Origin of the sequence: Bacillus thuringiensis, from assembly GCF_001455345.1 — a bacterium.
Classification (GTDB): Bacteria; Bacillota; Bacilli; order Bacillales; family Bacillaceae_G; genus Bacillus_A; species Bacillus_A thuringiensis_N.
Genome location: NZ_CP013274.1, coordinates 1 through 15,000 on the forward strand (window position 1 = coordinate 1; position 15,000 = coordinate 15,000).

Here is a 15,000-nt window from a genome sequence, read left to right on the forward strand (position 1 = left end):
GGAAGCATGGTGACATGTGGAGCTGACGAATACTAATAGATCGAGGACTTAACCATATAATATGTAGCAAATGTTATCTAGTTTTGAAGGAATATGCCTTCATAGTTTGGTGATGATGGCAGAGAGGTCACACCCGTTCCCATACCGAACACGGAAGTTAAGCTCTCTAGCGCCGATGGTAGTTGGGACCTTGTCCCTGTGAGAGTAGGACGTCGCCAAGCAACTAAAAACACAAGTCTTTTGACTTGTGTTTTTTTATTTCCCATGAAATAGGCTCGGTTCTGCTAGTAAAAAAGCCGAAATATAGTAAGGGATTTTTTGAGCAGAAATATTAAGGAATTGATAAATAAACGGGTAATCTTCAGAACCATAGCTTCCAAGTAAATCATACCACCAATCTGTTTCATATCTAGAAATCATACTTAAATTGTAGAGCAATAAATAATGAACAAGAAGTTCGGGTAATACAGGTTTAGGATTTCTAGGGTCAGTTGTAAGTGGTAAGTAATAAGTATCAGCAAGATATTCGTAGTATAAGGGCGTACTATATATAGGATTCCACGATTGGATAGGAGCTGTAAAAAGCAAATTCGATTCGCTCGTTTTCCCAGGGACATGTTGCATGGATAAATGCTTACAAGTTGATTCAATGTAACGTGAAAATCTTTCTGTAGTCATATGGAGTCGATCTAGTATGTTGACTGAAAAAGAAAGCTCATTTGTATGTGTTGAATCAATTTTATATAAAGTGGCACCTCTTTGACTATAGCGAAATAAGTTTTGTAATTCAGGAATATTTCCCATTAAATCCAACATGTTAAACTTCTCTGATTCTAAGTGTTTCATGTGAAACAGCTGTTCTGCAACATGAGTAAATAATCCGTTTTTTTGTACCTTCACCTCATCTTCTAAAAATTGATATCCTTGTTTTTTTCGTTTACGGGTCGTAACACCATGAGCTAAAACAGTAGTGGATTCTGGATAGTTAGGATCAATGGTTAGTAAGCAGGCTTTAAAAAGTTGGCTCATTCCATAAAACAATAACATTGGTTGAATTGAGAAAGGGGATACCTTATATAATTCATAATAATTTTTTCCATGTTCTAAGTAATAAATAAAGGGATAACAATTTTCAAAACTTTTTTTTTCAGCATCTTGTATGGAGGATTTTTCATAACAACGGGCAAGATAACGTTGTACATTTTGAGATGAAAAGAAGAAACTTAATTGCTGCCAAGTACAATGTGTTTGATGCATATATTACGCTCCTTTTATTGTCTAAAAATTCTAACATATATATACGTCCTTGACAGTATTTTAACCAATTGATAAGCTACTAATAATAATTTCTGGTATCATGGGGGGAACAATTATGTGGGAATCTAAATTTGTTAAAGAAGGTTTGACTTTTGATGACGTATTACTTGTACCAGCAAAGTCAGATGTACTACCAAGAGAAGTAAGTGTTAAAACAGTTTTATCTGAAAGCTTACAGTTAAACATCCCGTTAATTAGTGCAGGAATGGATACAGTAACAGAAGCTGATATGGCTATTGCAATGGCTCGTCAAGGCGGTTTAGGAATTATTCATAAAAACATGTCTATTGAACAACAAGCAGAGCAAGTTGATAAAGTAAAACGTTCTGAAAGTGGCGTTATTTCAGATCCTTTCTTTTTAACTCCAGAACATCAAGTGTATGATGCAGAGCATCTTATGGGAAAATACCGTATCTCAGGTGTACCGGTTGTAAATAATTTAGATGAGCGAAAGTTAGTTGGTATTATCACAAACCGTGATATGCGTTTTATCCAAGACTACTCAATCAAAATTTCCGACGTAATGACAAAAGAACAGCTAATTACAGCTCCAGTTGGTACAACGCTAGAAGAAGCTGAAAAGATCCTACAAAAGTATAAAATTGAAAAACTCCCTCTTGTTGATAACAACGGTGTATTACAAGGGCTTATTACAATAAAAGATATTGAAAAAGTAATTGAATTCCCAAATTCTGCGAAGGATAAGCAAGGGCGCTTATTAGTTGGAGCAGCGGTTGGTGTAACGGCTGATGCTATGACTCGTATCGATGCATTAGTAAAAGCTAGCGTAGATGCAATCGTACTTGATACAGCTCATGGGCATTCTCAAGGTGTTATTGATAAAGTAAAAGAAGTTCGTGCAAAATATCCGTCACTAAACATTATCGCTGGAAATGTTGCTACTGCTGAAGCAACAAAAGCATTAATTGAAGCAGGTGCAAACGTAGTTAAAGTTGGTATTGGACCAGGCTCTATTTGTACAACACGTGTTGTAGCTGGCGTTGGTGTACCACAATTAACAGCGGTTTATGATTGTGCAACAGAAGCTCGTAAACACGGTATCCCAGTCATTGCCGATGGTGGTATTAAGTACTCTGGTGATATGGTTAAAGCTTTAGCAGCAGGAGCACATGTTGTTATGCTAGGTAGCATGTTTGCTGGTGTTGCTGAAAGCCCTGGTGAAACTGAAATTTACCAAGGTCGCCAATTTAAAGTATATCGTGGTATGGGTTCTGTCGGAGCGATGGAAAAAGGAAGTAAAGATCGTTACTTCCAAGAAGGAAATAAAAAACTTGTTCCAGAAGGTATTGAAGGACGAGTACCATATAAAGGACCTTTAGCAGATACAGTTCACCAGTTAGTTGGTGGATTACGTGCAGGTATGGGCTATTGCGGAGCACAGAATTTAGAATTCTTACGTGAGAATGCACAGTTTATTCGCATGTCAGGTGCGGGTTTACTTGAAAGCCATCCTCACCACGTACAAATTACAAAAGAGGCTCCAAACTACTCATTATAATGTCTTATATACAAATAGACGGAGATTTGATATCTCTGTCTATTTTTTTTTGATTATGTTAGAATAACGGTTATGTGAGTACATAGATATTGGGGGTAGCAAAAGTGAAAGGTATGTTTTGCAAAAGGTTCATTGCGTTAGTAACAATGCTTACACTAGCTTGTAGTATGTTGTTACCATATAGCAATGCGTCAGCAGAAACAGGATCTGCTTTAAACATTGAAGCAGGTGCGGCAATTTTAGTTGAAGCGAATTCTGGTAAGATTTTATATCAAAAGAATGCAGATGAATTATTATCAATTGCTAGTATGACAAAAATGATGAGTGAATATTTAGTTCATGAAGCAGTGGATAAAGGAAAACTTAAGTGGGATCAAAAAATTAAGGTTTCTGAATATGCATATAAAGTTTCACAAGATGCTTCATTATCAAATGTTGCATTAGAAAATGGTGGCACTTATACAGTAAAAGAGTTATATGAGGCGATGGCAATCTTTTCTGCAAATGGTGCAACAATTGCATTAGCAGAAGCAATTGCGGATAAAGAAGTAAACTTCGTAAAAATGATGAATGATAAGGCGAAAGAACTAGGATTGAAAAATTATAAATTTGTCAATTCTACAGGCTTAACGAACAAAGATTTAAAAGGAATGCATCCTGAAGGTACACAACCGGATGAAGAAAATAAAATGTCTGCGAAGGATGTTGCAACTTTAGCACAACATCTACTTAAAGATTATCCTAAAGTATTAGATACAGCAAAAACTCCGATGAAAGTTTTCCGTCCCGAAAAAGAGAAATTTCAAATGTTGAACTGGAACTGGATGTTAAAAGGTTTATCTAAGGCATATGATGGTGTAGATGGTCTGAAAACAGGATCAACTCCAGAGGCAGGAGATTGTTTCACTGGTACAGTTGAAAGAAATGGAATGCGTTTTATTTCTGTAGTCATTAAAACAAATTCTCGTCAAGCACGTTTCGATGAGACAAAGAAGCTATATGATTACGGATTTGATAACTTTGAAATGAAGAAAGTGTATAAAAAAGGTTCTTCGATAAAAGGACATGAAACAGTACGAGTAGAAAATGCAAAAGATAAAGATGTAGCAGTTCAAACAAAACAAGCTGTTTCACTTCCAATGCCAAAGGGAAGTAAAGATGTTTATAAAACAGAATTAAAAGAAGCAAGTAAGGGACAAGAAGCACCTATTAAAAAGGGAGCTGCACTTGGCCAGATGGTAATTACACCAAAAGATACGAATGATCCTGGATTTTTATCTGGTAAGTCATTACAAATAGATCTTGTAACAACATCTGCAGTAGAAGAAGCGAATTGGTTTACTCGTTCTATGCGCGGAATCGGTTCTTTCTTTAGTGGTATATGGAATAGTGCTGTTGATACAGTAAAAGGTTGGTTTTAAAAGCTCCTCATTGTAGGGGCTTTTTCTTATTCCTATTTTTCATACCGACTTTATGAAAAAGTAGTAGACAAGCATCTGATGGTTAGTGGTAGAATGTAAGAGTATTCTTAATTTTCGCCTTTAACGGGGAAAAGCAATTCACCTAGGGGGGTTTTTGTAACATGACAAATGTAACAGGGACAGAACGTGTAAAACGTGGAATGGCAGAAATGCAAAAAGGCGGCGTTATTATGGACGTAATTAACGCTGAACAAGCAAAAATTGCAGAAGAGGCAGGCGCAGTTGCTGTTATGGCATTAGAGCGCGTACCAGCAGATATTCGTGCAGCAGGTGGCGTTTCTCGTATGGCAGACCCAACGATCGTTGAAGAAGTTATGGGTGCTGTGTCAATTCCGGTTATGGCAAAATGCCGTATCGGTCACCTTGTAGAAGCACGTGTATTAGAATCATTAGGGGTAGACTATATCGATGAGAGTGAAGTATTAACTCCTGCCGATGAAGTATACCATTTAAATAAACGTGATTACACAGTTCCGTTTGTATGTGGTTGCCGTGATATCGGAGAAGCTGCACGTCGTATTGCAGAAGGTGCATCTATGCTTCGTACAAAAGGTGAACCAGGAACAGGAAACATTGTAGAGGCAGTGCGTCATATGCGCCAAGTCAATGCAGAAATCCGTCAAGTTGCAAGTCTACGTGAAGATGAGTTAATGACATATGCAAAAAACACTGGTGCTCCTTATGAAGTACTACTTGAAATTAAACGCCTTGGTCGTTTGCCGGTTGTAAACTTTGCAGCAGGTGGTGTAGCAACACCAGCAGATGCAGCGTTAATGATGCAACTTGGTGCGGATGGTGTATTTGTTGGATCTGGTATCTTCAAATCAGAGAATCCAGAGAAATTTGCACGTGCAATCGTTGAAGCGACGACTCATTATGAGGATTACGAACTAATTGCAAGCCTTTCTAAAGGATTAGGTAATGCGATGAAAGGTATCGAAATTTCAACGTTATTACCAGAACAACGCATGCAAGAGCGCGGATGGTAATTGAAGGAGAACTTTAAAATGGTGAAAATCGGTGTACTAGGTCTTCAAGGTGCAGTTCGTGAGCATGTAAAATCAGTTGAGGCAAGTGGTGCAGAAGCTGTTGTTGTAAAGCGTATAGAGCAACTTGAAGAGATTGATGGTCTTATTTTACCAGGCGGTGAAAGTACAACAATGCGCCGTCTTATTGATAAGTATGCTTTCATGGAGCCACTTCGTACATTCGCGAAGTCTGGTAAACCAATGTTTGGTACATGTGCAGGAATGATTCTTCTTGCAAAAACACTTATTGGCTATGAAGAAGCACATATTGGTGCTATGGATATTACAGTTGAGCGCAATGCGTTCGGGCGTCAAAAAGATAGCTTCGAAGCTGCACTTTCTATTAAAGGTGTGGGAGAAGATTTTGTTGGCGTATTTATTCGTGCCCCGTATGTTGTAGATGTAGCAGATGATGTCGAAGTGCTTTCTACGCATGGCGACCGAATGGTAGCGGTAAAACAAAAACAGTTTTTAGCTGCTTCATTCCATCCGGAATTGACGGATGATCATCGTGTAACAGCATACTTTGTAGAAATGGTAAAAGAAGCGAAAATGAAAAAAGTTGTATAAGTAACTTGCAACTTGTATAAGATTATAGTAAATTGATGGTAACAATTTTATAAAATAAGCGTGTTGATAGGAAGTAGTAACAAATGTGGTTTCTTATAGAGAGTCGGTGGTTGGTGGAAATCGATAGAAACAGTTTGTGAATCCATCCTGGAATGGAATGTGGAATATCTTTATGATTAGTAAACGTTCCCGGTGAAGAGCCGTTATTTCTACTTGAGAGGAAGGCGGTAATGCTTTCAACTAGGGTGGCAACGCGGGTTAACTCCCGTCCCTTTATATAGGGACGGGAGTTTTTTGTGTTTTATAAAATAAAAGGAGGAGTATATAATGCTTGATATTAAATTTTTACGTACAAATTTTGAAGAAGTAAAAGCAAAGTTACAACATAGAGGCGAAGATTTAACTGATTTTGGTCGCTTTGAAGAGTTAGATACGAGAAGAAGAGAACTACTTGTTCAAACAGAGGAACTAAAAAGTAAACGTAATGAAGTATCTCAACAAATCTCTGTATTGAAGCGCGAAAAGAAAGATGCGGAAGCTCTAATTCTAGAAATGCGTGAAGTTGGAGAAAAAGTAAAAGATCTTGATAATGAACTTCGTACAGTTGAAGAAGATTTAGAAAGATTAATGTTATCTATTCCAAATATCCCTCATGAATCTGCTCCAGTTGGTGAAACAGAGGATGATAATGTAGTAGCGCGTACTTGGGGAGATGTGAAGGAATTTGCTTTTGAACCAAAACCACATTGGGATCTCGCTACAGATTTAGGAATTCTAGACTTTGAACGTGCTGGGAAAGTAACGGGAAGCCGTTTCGTATTCTATAAAGGTGCTGGCGCAAGGTTAGAGCGTGCTTTAATTAGCTTTATGCTTGATCTTCATACTGATGAGCACGGATACGAAGAAGTATTACCTCCGTATATGGTAAACCGTGCAAGTATGACAGGAACTGGACAACTTCCAAAGTTTGAAGAAGATGCATTCCGTATTGAAAGTGAAGATTACTTCTTAATTCCAACAGCTGAAGTACCTGTAACGAATATGCACCGTGATGAAATCTTAAATAAAGAGCAATTGCCTATAAGATATGCTGCATTTAGCTCTTGTTTCCGTTCTGAAGCAGGTTCAGCTGGCCGTGATACACGTGGTTTAATTCGTCAGCATCAGTTCAATAAAGTAGAGCTTGTAAAGTTCGTGAAACCAGAAGATTCTTATGAAGAGTTAGAAAAACTAACAAATGATGCAGAACGCGTGTTACAATTGTTAGAGTTGCCATATCGCGTTATGAGCATGTGCACAGGCGATTTAGGATTTACAGCAGCGAAAAAATACGATATCGAAGTATGGATTCCAAGCTATGGCACATATCGTGAAATTTCTTCTTGTAGTAATTTTGAGGCTTTCCAAGCGAGACGTGCAAATATCCGTTTCCGTCGTGAACCAAACGGAAAACCAGAACATGTTCATACATTAAATGGATCTGGTCTTGCAATTGGACGTACGGTGGCAGCTATTTTAGAGAATTACCAACAAGAAGATGGTACAATTATAATTCCAGAAGTTCTTCGCCCTTATATGGGAGGAAAAACAGTTATTAAGTAAATTTATAAACATTCATCGGTATGAGTGATTGGTAATTATGAGCGTTGTCAGTACTATAATGTAGGAGAGGGAAAGTAAAATTTTCCTTTCCTCATAATTTATTTTAGTAGGGTTGACTAACTGTTTTTCTTTTGATATTATATTTGATGTCAATATGGAGGTATACCCAAGTCTGGCTGAAGGGATCGGTCTTGAAAACCGACAGGCGGCGAGAGTCGCGCGGGGGTTCGAATCCCTCTACCTCCTCCAGATATAATTGACAACAGCGCATATAAGTGGAGATTGGAGAACTCGTTACCAACACGTAACGAGTTTTTATTTTAAAACCAATCATAAAGTATGGTGTAAGGCGATTTTGTCCTTATTACGCACTCATATTCCGATGATTATCTTCATAGATATGAAAGGAGTCAACATGGATCTTATTATACAAACGTTTCCTTTAGATGGAAAAACTTTATATTATGTACAATGTCCTGTCTGTAAGAACAATAGAATTTTAAACAGTGGTGCAAACGTATCACGCATTATTAGCGATGATACATTCCGTAAACTTTGTGGTTGCACTTGTGATGTAAAACAAACTGCGACAAAAGTAGAGGCACCAAAAAAAGTTAAAAAAGAAGCTGTAAAGAAAGAAGCAGCTCCAAAACGTACAGGTAAAGTATTAACAGCAGTAATTAACGGGAAAGAAATGACTGTTAAAGAGATTGCTGAGACATACGATATTAGTACAAGTACGGTTCGTCAGCGTATTAACGCTGGAAAACCAGAGAGTGAAATTATTGCTCCAACAAAGAAGAAGTAATTTAATAGAAAAACCCGTGCGTATGCACGGGTTTTTTATTTTACAAGTTTACGTGTTTGTTTTAAAAAATGGCCAATTTTTTTAATGATTGGTTCAATAGAATCTCCATCTTTTAAAATATCGTATTCATTAATATTTAATCGTAAAACAGGGCATGAATTAAAGTTATTGATCCAGTTTTCGTAACGCCCATGCATCTCTTTCCAATACTCAATTGGTGTTTGCTGCTCCATCGGGCGTCCGCGTTCTTGAATACGGTCTACAATATCATCGAAAGAACCCTCTAAGTAAATTAATAAGTCTGGATGAGGGAAGTAAGGAGTCATGACCATAGCGTCAAATAAACCTTTGTATGTTTCATAATCAGTTTCCGTCATTGTACCTTTTTCATGATGCATCTTTGCAAAAATGCCAGTGTCTTCATAGATAGAACGGTCTTGAATAAAACCGCCACCATATTCAAAAATTCTTTTTTGTTCTTTAAATCGTTCTGCTAAAAAGTATACTTGCAAGTGGAAGCTCCAGCGTGTGAAATCAGCATAGAACTTGTCCAAATATGGATTAGAATCTACTTTTTCAAATGATGTGCGATAACCTAAAGCGTTAGCTAGTGCAGTTGTCATAGTTGATTTTCCGACACCTACTGTTCCAGCGATAGTAATTACTGCATCATTTGGTATATCATATTTTTGCCTTAAATTCATTATTATTTCGACTCCTTTAAGAGAGTATTTTGAAGGGCGGATAGGATGACGTTTAAATCATCGGGATTTTGTACAAAATCCATATCGTCTCCGTTAAATTTCAATACCGGGATATCTGGATGGTCCTTTTTGAAAGTATCCATTGCTGTTTCGTAATCTTTTGTGAGCTGTAGTAAGTAATTTGGGTCCATATTTTTTTCGAATTCTCTTCCACGCATTGCAATTCGCTTTTGTAATGTTTCCAGGCTAGCTGTTAAATAAACGATGACATTTGGCACAGGCATATCTTGTGTAAGGATACGATAGATTTGCATGTACTTGTCATATTGAGAATCTTTTAATGTACGGGATGCAAAAATTAAATTTTTAAATATATGATAATCCGCTATTACTGGCTTCCTTTGATTCAAATACTTTATGTTAATGTCTTCTAGTTGTTTGTATCTATTACAAAGAAAGAACATCTCTGTTTGAAAACTCCATTCGTCGATGTCTTCATAAAACTTTCCTAAAAAAGGGTTTTCATCAACAATCTCTTTTAGTAAGTGGAGTTGCATGTGAGCTGAAATTGCCTTCGCAAGTGAGGTTTTTCCAACACCAATTGGTCCTTCAACCGTGATAAATGGTACTCCGGTCACGCTGTTTCCTCCTTTCAATCAGTGATTTGCCGTGACTACTAAAAACACAAAACAGAATTATTGTAGCACAAGAGGGAAGCGAGCGGGTTAATTTGATATAAAAAGTTAGAAAATAGATATATGTATTAATTAAATTTTATTTGGGATGACGGTACTATATTTGCTTTTAATGTGGCTTCCATTATTTTTAAAGCATGCAGGTTATCCTGATCATGATTAGAGGCAATACAGTCCTGTGGTACATACAGTGTGTAATTTCTCATATGAGCATCGTTAGCTGTAAATAGAATACATATATTACCAGCGATTCCTGTTAATATTAGATTTTCTATTTTCAAATAACCTAATAAAGAATTTAAAGGTGTTTCATAAAAGGCAGAGTAATGTGGTTTAATAAAAATGTAATCGTCAGAATTTGGAGCAATCTTATGAATGATATTTTCACTATATTCATTTGTACAATGAGTAATTAGTTGGTCAATATCAGATCTCCAAAGTTGATAATGGTCATTAATATAAATTATGGGATAGCCGAAGGATTTCATCGTTTTCTTTAATTGTAAAATAGGGTTTGTTATAATTTCGCATTTCTTGGCCAGGATGGGTCCGTGTGAAAATTGGAAATCATTAATCATATCGATAATGAGTAAGGCAGTATTCTTCATATGTAATCCCCTCTCTTTTTTCTTAGGGTGGATTGAATTTGTAAAAGTTATCCCATGTGTAGTAAATGGAAATAAGTGTACTTTATCTGTAATGAGAGGACTGTGTTATGGAACGCGATCAAGATATTTATTTTATGCAGTTAGCAATAGAAGAGGCTAAAAAAGCAGAGGCAATACAAGAAGTACCGATTGGTGCAGTTATAGTGTTAGATGGTAAGGTAATTAGTGTTGCTCATAATTTAAGGGAAACTGAGCAAAGATCAATAGCTCACGCTGAGTTGTTAGCTATTGATGAGGCGTGCAAAAAATTAGGGACATGGCGTTTAGAAGATGCGACGTTATATGTAACATTAGAGCCTTGTCCGATGTGTGCGGGTGGAATTGTTTTATCACGAGTGAAGCGAGTTGTATATGGTGCAAGTGACCCAAAAGGTGGATGTGCAGGGACATTGATGAATCTTTTAACGGATGAACGCTTTAATCATCAATGTGAAGTAGTAGCTGGTGTATTAGAAGAAGAATGCGGTACGCTGTTAACAAACTTTTTTAGAGAACTTCGTAAAAAAAGAAAAGCTATCAAGAAATTAGAGAAAAGCAACGAGAATTAACGTATTTGCATTTTATAAAAAAACAAGTTATACTGATAGTGCCTTTAATGAAGGCAACCGAATATTGGTTTTAACTTTGCCGTGCTAAGCGGGGAGGTAGCGGTGCCCTATACTCGCAATCCGCTCTAGCGAGGCCGAATCCCTTCTCGAGGTTATGTTGCTGTAAGGCCTGCCTTAAGTAAGTGGTGTTGACGTTTGGGTCCTGCGCAACGGGACCCCGTGAACCTTGTCAGGTCCGGAAGGAAGCAGCAATAAGCGGGTTTTCTCGTGTGCCGCAGGAGTGCCTGAACCGAGCTAACTGCTTAAGTAACGCTTATGGTACGTAATCGACAGAAGGTGCACGGCAGTTATATATGTATACAAAACTCACCTTAATATTAAGGTGGGTTTTTTGTATAGAAAATAACTTTTGGAATCTATAAACAGAATGGGTTATAATAAATGAGATAATAACCTTTGAGGGAGGCCGTATTTTCGTGTCATACCAAGCGTTATACCGAACATGGAGACCGCAGAAATTTGAAGATGTAGTCGGTCAAAAGCACGTGACAAAAACGTTGCAAAATGCCCTTCTTCAAGAGAAAGTTTCACATGCGTATTTATTTTCTGGCCCGAGGGGAACAGGGAAAACGACAATTGCAAAAGTATTTGCAAAAGCAATCAACTGTGAACATGCTCCGGTAGCTGAACCTTGTAATGAATGTCCCTCTTGTTTAGGGATTACGCAAGGATCTATTTCAGATGTATTAGAAATTGATGCGGCTTCAAATAACGGTGTAGATGAAATTCGAGATATTAGAGATAAAGTAAAATATGCTCCAAGTGCTGTAGAATATAAAGTATACATTATTGATGAAGTTCACATGCTTTCTATGGGTGCCTTCAATGCGCTTTTAAAAACGTTAGAAGAACCGCCAGGACATGTCATCTTTATTTTAGCAACAACAGAACCGCATAAGATACCGCCTACAATCATTTCACGTTGTCAGCGTTTCGAATTCCGAAAAATATCAGTAAATGACATTGTTGAGAGATTATCGACGGTTGTGACCAATGAAGGTACGCAAGTAGAAGATGAGGCGTTACAAATTGTTGCGCGTGCCGCTGAAGGTGGTATGCGTGATGCGCTTAGTCTTATTGATCAGGCGATATCTTATAGTGATGAGACAGTTACGACAGAAGATGTATTAGCTGTAACGGGTTCTGTTTCTCAGCAATACTTAGGCAACTTAGTAGAATGTATACGTGAAAATGATGTATCAAGAGCATTACGTATCATAGATGAGATGATGGGTAAAGGGAAAGATCCGGTTCGCTTTATGGAGGATTTCATTTACTATTATCGTGATATGCTTTTATATCAAACTTCACCACAACTGGAACATATGTTGGAACGAGTAATGGTAGATGAGCAATTCCGGATGTTAAGTGAAGAAATGCAACCGGAAGTAATCTATGAAATCATTCATACTCTTAGTAAGGGACAACAGGAAATGAAGTGGACAAATCATCCACGAATTTTCTTAGAAGTTGTTATGGTACAACTGTGTCAACAGTTTATGATGCAAGCAAACGGTGCAGATCGTTTACAAGCAATTATGAACAGGATGCAGCAATTGGAGAAAGAGTTAGAACAAGTCAAAAAGAATGGTGTGCCGGCTGGTGTGCAGCAGGAAGTCAGAGAGACACGTGCAGCACCGAAGCCAGTGCGGACAGGTAGTATGAAGATTCCTGTCGGACGCGTAAATGAAGTATTAAAGCAAGCAAAGCGTCAAGATTTAGAACAATTAAAAGCTGTATGGGGTGAGTTGCTAGGAAGACTCAAAGCATACAACAAAGTAGCGTTTGCTGTTTTATTAGAAAATAGTGAACCGGTAGCGGCTTCGGATGATACTTACGTTTTAGCGTTTCAATATGAGATTCACTGTAAAATGGCAAGCGAAAATCGAGAAGCTATGGATACAGTGGAACAAGCCTTATTTGAATTGCTAAGTAAAAGATTAAATATGATTGCCATTCCAAAAAGTGAATGGGGTAAAATCCGTGAAGATTTTTTACAGCGTGAAGGTGGGGATTCTGAAGAAAGCCCAGAGAAGAAAGAAGATCCTCTTATAGAAGAGGCAGTAAAATTAGTAGGGCAAGAACTTATTGAAATAAAAGAGTAATAATAATTAGGAGGAATTAATTATGATGCGTGGCGGAATGGGAAATATGAATAACATGATGAAACAAATGCAAAAAATGCAAAAAGATATGGCAAAAGCGCAAGAAGAACTTGGAGAAAAGACAGTTGAAGGTACAGCTGGCGGCGGTATGATTACAGTTATTGCAAATGGTCATAAGCAAATTCTTGAAGTGAAAGTTAAAGAAGAAGTTGTAGATCCAGAAGATATCGAAATGTTACAAGACTTAGTATTAGCTGCAACGAATGATGCGCTTAAAAAAGCTGATGAACTTTCAAACTCTACAATGGGTAAATTTACAAAAGGCTTAAACTTACCAGGTGGAATGTTCTAGGAGGATATTGATATATGCATTATCCAGAACCAATATCAAAACTAATTGATAGTTTTATGAAATTGCCAGGAATCGGACCGAAAACAGCGGTTCGATTGGCATTTTTCGTATTAGATATGAAAGAAGACGATGTGTTAGGTTTTGCGAAAGCACTTGTAAATGCGAAGCGAGACTTAGCATATTGTTCTGTATGCGGGCATATTACTGACCGTGATCCTTGTTATATTTGTAACGATTCACATCGAGATCAATCAGTTGTTTGTGTCGTGCAAGAACCGAAAGATGTAATCGCAATGGAAAAAATGAAAGAGTATCAAGGTGTATATCATGTGTTACGTGGTGCTATTTCTCCAATGGAGGGAATTGGACCGGAAGACATTAATATCCCGCAACTTTTAAAACGACTGCACGATGAAACGGTACAAGAAGTGATATTAGCAACAAATCCCAATATTGAAGGGGAAGCTACAGCGATGTATATATCCCGCCTCTTAAAGCCGACAGGTATTAAAGTAACTCGTATTGCACATGGTCTGCCAGTTGGTGGAGATTTAGAATATGCAGATGAAGTGACACTGTCGAAAGCGTTAGAAGGTCGTAGAGAAGTATAAGAGGAGAAACAAAAATGTTCTTTCAAAAAAAGGGTAAATTGCGTAAAGAGTATGATGATAAGCTAATTGTACTATTAGAAAAAGTGAAGAACGAATGGTTACGTCAGAAGAGAATGGTTGAACAAAGTGTGGAACCATCTCAAGATGTACTTTGTTCTTTAAAAATAGCAGAGGCGAAATATTTCTTCTTGTTAAAAGAGGCAAAACGTCGTCCTGTAAAAATGGAACAATGGTAAAAGGTTCTGCTGAAAAGCAGAACCTTTTATTTTATTTGTTAAACATGTAGTGGCCACTTCGCTTGGACGGAGCGATTAACGGTTTTTATGAAGAAAGTGTTAACGAATAAAGATTAGTAGGATAAAACGATTGGTGTTATATGATAAATGTTCTTTTTCCTCACCTTGTCCCATACAAATAATTATGTATAGGTCATTCATAAGGAGGAAAAAATGAATTCTACAATTATTATTGGTGGTATTCTTGCGTTAGTTTTTATTTTCCTTGTTTTTGGTGTTTCTTCTAAGCCGTTACGATTCATAGGAAAGGCACTCTTTCATATTACGTTAGGAATAGCATTACTCTTTATCGTAAATGTCGTAGGGACATATTTTGATTTTCATATTCCAATTAATTTGGGTACAGCGGCGATCACAAGTTTATTAGGGCTACCCGGTGTCGCTGCATTAGTGGTTATTAAGCTTTATATCATGCCAAGATAAAAATTATTTTGGCATTTTTTTAAAAAGTGTTGACTAATAAATGATTAATATGGTAAATTAATAAGCGTCGTCAGGAACGAAAGAAAAAAGTTGTTGACGGATTTAACGAAAAATGTTAAATTATAAAAGTCGCTGAAACGCGATGTTGAACTTTGAAAACTAAACGAAACAAACAACGTGAAACGTCAATTTTTATTTTAGATGCTAGACAAA

The 15,000-nt window shown here is 37.2% G+C and carries 16 protein-coding genes, 1 tRNA gene, 1 rRNA gene, 1 other RNA gene and 1 other annotated feature; of the genes, 15 read left to right on the top strand and 4 right to left on the bottom strand.

Annotated features, from left to right (window positions below; genetic code table 11):
* Positions 1 to 105 precede the first annotated feature (105 nt).
* Positions 106 to 221: ribosomal RNA gene (gene rrf / locus ATN06_RS00220) — 5S ribosomal RNA — on the top strand.
* Positions 222 to 255: 34 nt separating this feature from the next.
* Here rrf and ATN06_RS00225 read toward each other — a convergent pair.
* Complete coding sequence (locus ATN06_RS00225; protein ID WP_060629154.1) at positions 256 to 1,257, bottom strand: YaaC family protein; 1,002 nt, start codon at positions 1,255 to 1,257, stop codon at positions 256 to 258.
* Between the two features lie 115 nt (positions 1,258 to 1,372).
* Between ATN06_RS00225 and guaB the strand changes: the two genes are divergently transcribed.
* The 7 genes from guaB to ATN06_RS00260 all read left to right on the top strand — a co-directional run bounded on the left by guaB (position 1,373) and on the right by ATN06_RS00260 (position 8,325).
* On the top strand, positions 1,373 to 2,836 hold the full coding sequence (gene guaB, locus ATN06_RS00230) for an IMP dehydrogenase (protein WP_060629155.1): 1,464 nt from the start codon (positions 1,373 to 1,375) through the stop codon (positions 2,834 to 2,836).
* Positions 2,837 to 2,949: 113 nt separating this feature from the next.
* Positions 2,950 to 4,257, top strand: coding sequence for a D-alanyl-D-alanine carboxypeptidase family protein (locus tag ATN06_RS00235; protein WP_140350411.1), 1,308 nt, complete (start codon positions 2,950 to 2,952; stop codon positions 4,255 to 4,257).
* 161 nt (positions 4,258 to 4,418) lie between these two features.
* Complete coding sequence (pdxS, locus tag ATN06_RS00240; protein ID WP_000186157.1) at positions 4,419 to 5,306, top strand: pyridoxal 5'-phosphate synthase lyase subunit PdxS; 888 nt, start codon at positions 4,419 to 4,421, stop codon at positions 5,304 to 5,306.
* An 18-nt stretch (positions 5,307 to 5,324) separates the two neighbouring features.
* Positions 5,325 to 5,915: a pyridoxal 5'-phosphate synthase glutaminase subunit PdxT gene (gene pdxT, locus ATN06_RS00245; RefSeq protein WP_060629157.1), complete on the top strand. Its 591-nt coding sequence runs from the start codon at positions 5,325 to 5,327 to the stop codon at positions 5,913 to 5,915.
* A gap of 54 nt (positions 5,916 to 5,969) precedes the next feature.
* Positions 5,970 to 6,191, top strand: a binding site (T-box leader).
* A 51-nt stretch (positions 6,192 to 6,242) separates the two neighbouring features.
* A complete protein-coding gene (serS, locus tag ATN06_RS00250) occupies positions 6,243 to 7,517 on the top strand; it encodes a serine--tRNA ligase (protein WP_060629158.1) in 1,275 nt (424 codons plus the stop codon).
* Between the two features lie 156 nt (positions 7,518 to 7,673).
* Positions 7,674 to 7,766 (top strand) — tRNA-Ser (locus ATN06_RS00255).
* A gap of 166 nt (positions 7,767 to 7,932) precedes the next feature.
* Positions 7,933 to 8,325 (top strand): sigma factor-like helix-turn-helix DNA-binding protein, encoded by a 393-nt coding sequence (locus ATN06_RS00260; protein WP_060629159.1) that lies wholly within the window; start codon positions 7,933 to 7,935, stop codon positions 8,323 to 8,325.
* A 35-nt stretch (positions 8,326 to 8,360) separates the two neighbouring features.
* Here ATN06_RS00260 and ATN06_RS00265 read toward each other — a convergent pair whose 3' ends face one another.
* The 3 genes from ATN06_RS00265 to ATN06_RS00275 form a co-directional block, all read right to left on the bottom strand.
* A complete protein-coding gene (locus ATN06_RS00265; protein WP_060629160.1) occupies positions 8,361 to 9,029 on the bottom strand; it encodes a deoxynucleoside kinase in 669 nt (222 codons plus the stop codon).
* 2 nt (positions 9,030 to 9,031) lie between these two features.
* The gene (locus ATN06_RS00270; RefSeq protein ID WP_060629161.1) at positions 9,032 to 9,667 is read right to left on the bottom strand and encodes a deoxynucleoside kinase; all 636 of its coding nucleotides are present in this window, start codon (positions 9,665 to 9,667) and stop codon (positions 9,032 to 9,034) included.
* A gap of 125 nt (positions 9,668 to 9,792) precedes the next feature.
* Positions 9,793 to 10,332 (bottom strand): cysteine hydrolase family protein, encoded by a 540-nt coding sequence (locus ATN06_RS00275; RefSeq protein WP_060629162.1) that lies wholly within the window; start codon positions 10,330 to 10,332, stop codon positions 9,793 to 9,795.
* A gap of 107 nt (positions 10,333 to 10,439) precedes the next feature.
* Here ATN06_RS00275 and tadA point away from each other — a divergent pair, with 107 nt between their 5' ends.
* The 7 genes from tadA (at position 10,440) to ATN06_RS00315 (ending at position 14,787) form a co-directional block, all read left to right on the top strand.
* Positions 10,440 to 10,940: a tRNA adenosine(34) deaminase TadA gene (gene tadA / locus ATN06_RS00285; RefSeq protein WP_060629164.1), complete on the top strand. Its 501-nt coding sequence runs from the start codon at positions 10,440 to 10,442 to the stop codon at positions 10,938 to 10,940.
* A 79-nt stretch (positions 10,941 to 11,019) separates the two neighbouring features.
* An RNA gene (gene ffs / locus ATN06_RS00290) (signal recognition particle sRNA large type) lies at positions 11,020 to 11,284 on the top strand.
* 132 nt (positions 11,285 to 11,416) lie between these two features.
* Positions 11,417 to 13,105 (top strand): DNA polymerase III subunit gamma/tau, encoded by a 1,689-nt coding sequence (dnaX, locus tag ATN06_RS00295; RefSeq protein ID WP_060629165.1) that lies wholly within the window; start codon positions 11,417 to 11,419, stop codon positions 13,103 to 13,105.
* Positions 13,106 to 13,130: 25 nt separating this feature from the next.
* Positions 13,131 to 13,457, top strand: coding sequence for a YbaB/EbfC family nucleoid-associated protein (locus tag ATN06_RS00300; protein WP_170930109.1), 327 nt, complete (start codon positions 13,131 to 13,133; stop codon positions 13,455 to 13,457).
* Between the two features lie 14 nt (positions 13,458 to 13,471).
* On the top strand, positions 13,472 to 14,068 hold the full coding sequence (gene recR / locus ATN06_RS00305) for a recombination protein RecR (protein ID WP_000559169.1): 597 nt from the start codon (positions 13,472 to 13,474) through the stop codon (positions 14,066 to 14,068).
* A 14-nt stretch (positions 14,069 to 14,082) separates the two neighbouring features.
* Positions 14,083 to 14,304 carry a YaaL family protein gene (locus ATN06_RS00310; protein ID WP_000466020.1) on the top strand — a complete coding sequence of 74 codons (222 nt, stop codon included), beginning with the start codon at positions 14,083 to 14,085 and terminating at the stop codon, positions 14,302 to 14,304.
* A gap of 213 nt (positions 14,305 to 14,517) precedes the next feature.
* Entirely contained in the window at positions 14,518 to 14,787 is a 270-nt protein-coding gene (locus ATN06_RS00315) for a pro-sigmaK processing inhibitor BofA family protein (RefSeq protein ID WP_060629166.1), read from the top strand.
* The last annotated feature ends 213 nt before the right edge of the window (positions 14,788 to 15,000 follow it).

Bases quoted from the DNA above. Each gene is read 5' to 3' on its own strand.
- pdxT (WP_060629157.1), top strand. From the start codon at position 5,325: ATGGTGAAAATCGGTGTACTAGGTCTTCAAGGTGCAGTTCGTGAGCAT.
- ATN06_RS00315 (WP_060629166.1), top strand. From the start codon at position 14,518: ATGAATTCTACAATTATTATTGGTGGTATTCTTGCGTTAGTTTTTATT.
- ATN06_RS00300 (WP_170930109.1), top strand. From the start codon at position 13,131: ATGCGTGGCGGAATGGGAAATATGAATAACATGATGAAACAAATGCAA.
- ATN06_RS00275 (WP_060629162.1), bottom strand. From the start codon at position 10,332: ATGAAGAATACTGCCTTACTCATTATCGATATGATTAATGATTTCCAA.
- pdxS (WP_000186157.1), top strand. From the start codon at position 4,419: ATGACAAATGTAACAGGGACAGAACGTGTAAAACGTGGAATGGCAGAA.
- ATN06_RS00225 (WP_060629154.1), bottom strand. From the start codon at position 1,257: ATGCATCAAACACATTGTACTTGGCAGCAATTAAGTTTCTTCTTTTCA.
- ATN06_RS00235 (WP_140350411.1), top strand. From the start codon at position 2,950: ATGTTTTGCAAAAGGTTCATTGCGTTAGTAACAATGCTTACACTAGCT.
- recR (WP_000559169.1), top strand. From the start codon at position 13,472: ATGCATTATCCAGAACCAATATCAAAACTAATTGATAGTTTTATGAAA.
- serS (WP_060629158.1), top strand. From the start codon at position 6,243: ATGCTTGATATTAAATTTTTACGTACAAATTTTGAAGAAGTAAAAGCA.
- ATN06_RS00310 (WP_000466020.1), top strand. From the start codon at position 14,083: ATGTTCTTTCAAAAAAAGGGTAAATTGCGTAAAGAGTATGATGATAAG.
- ATN06_RS00265 (WP_060629160.1), bottom strand. From the start codon at position 9,029: ATGAATTTAAGGCAAAAATATGATATACCAAATGATGCAGTAATTACT.
- guaB (WP_060629155.1), top strand. From the start codon at position 1,373: ATGTGGGAATCTAAATTTGTTAAAGAAGGTTTGACTTTTGATGACGTA.
- ATN06_RS00260 (WP_060629159.1), top strand. From the start codon at position 7,933: ATGGATCTTATTATACAAACGTTTCCTTTAGATGGAAAAACTTTATAT.
- tadA (WP_060629164.1), top strand. From the start codon at position 10,440: ATGGAACGCGATCAAGATATTTATTTTATGCAGTTAGCAATAGAAGAG.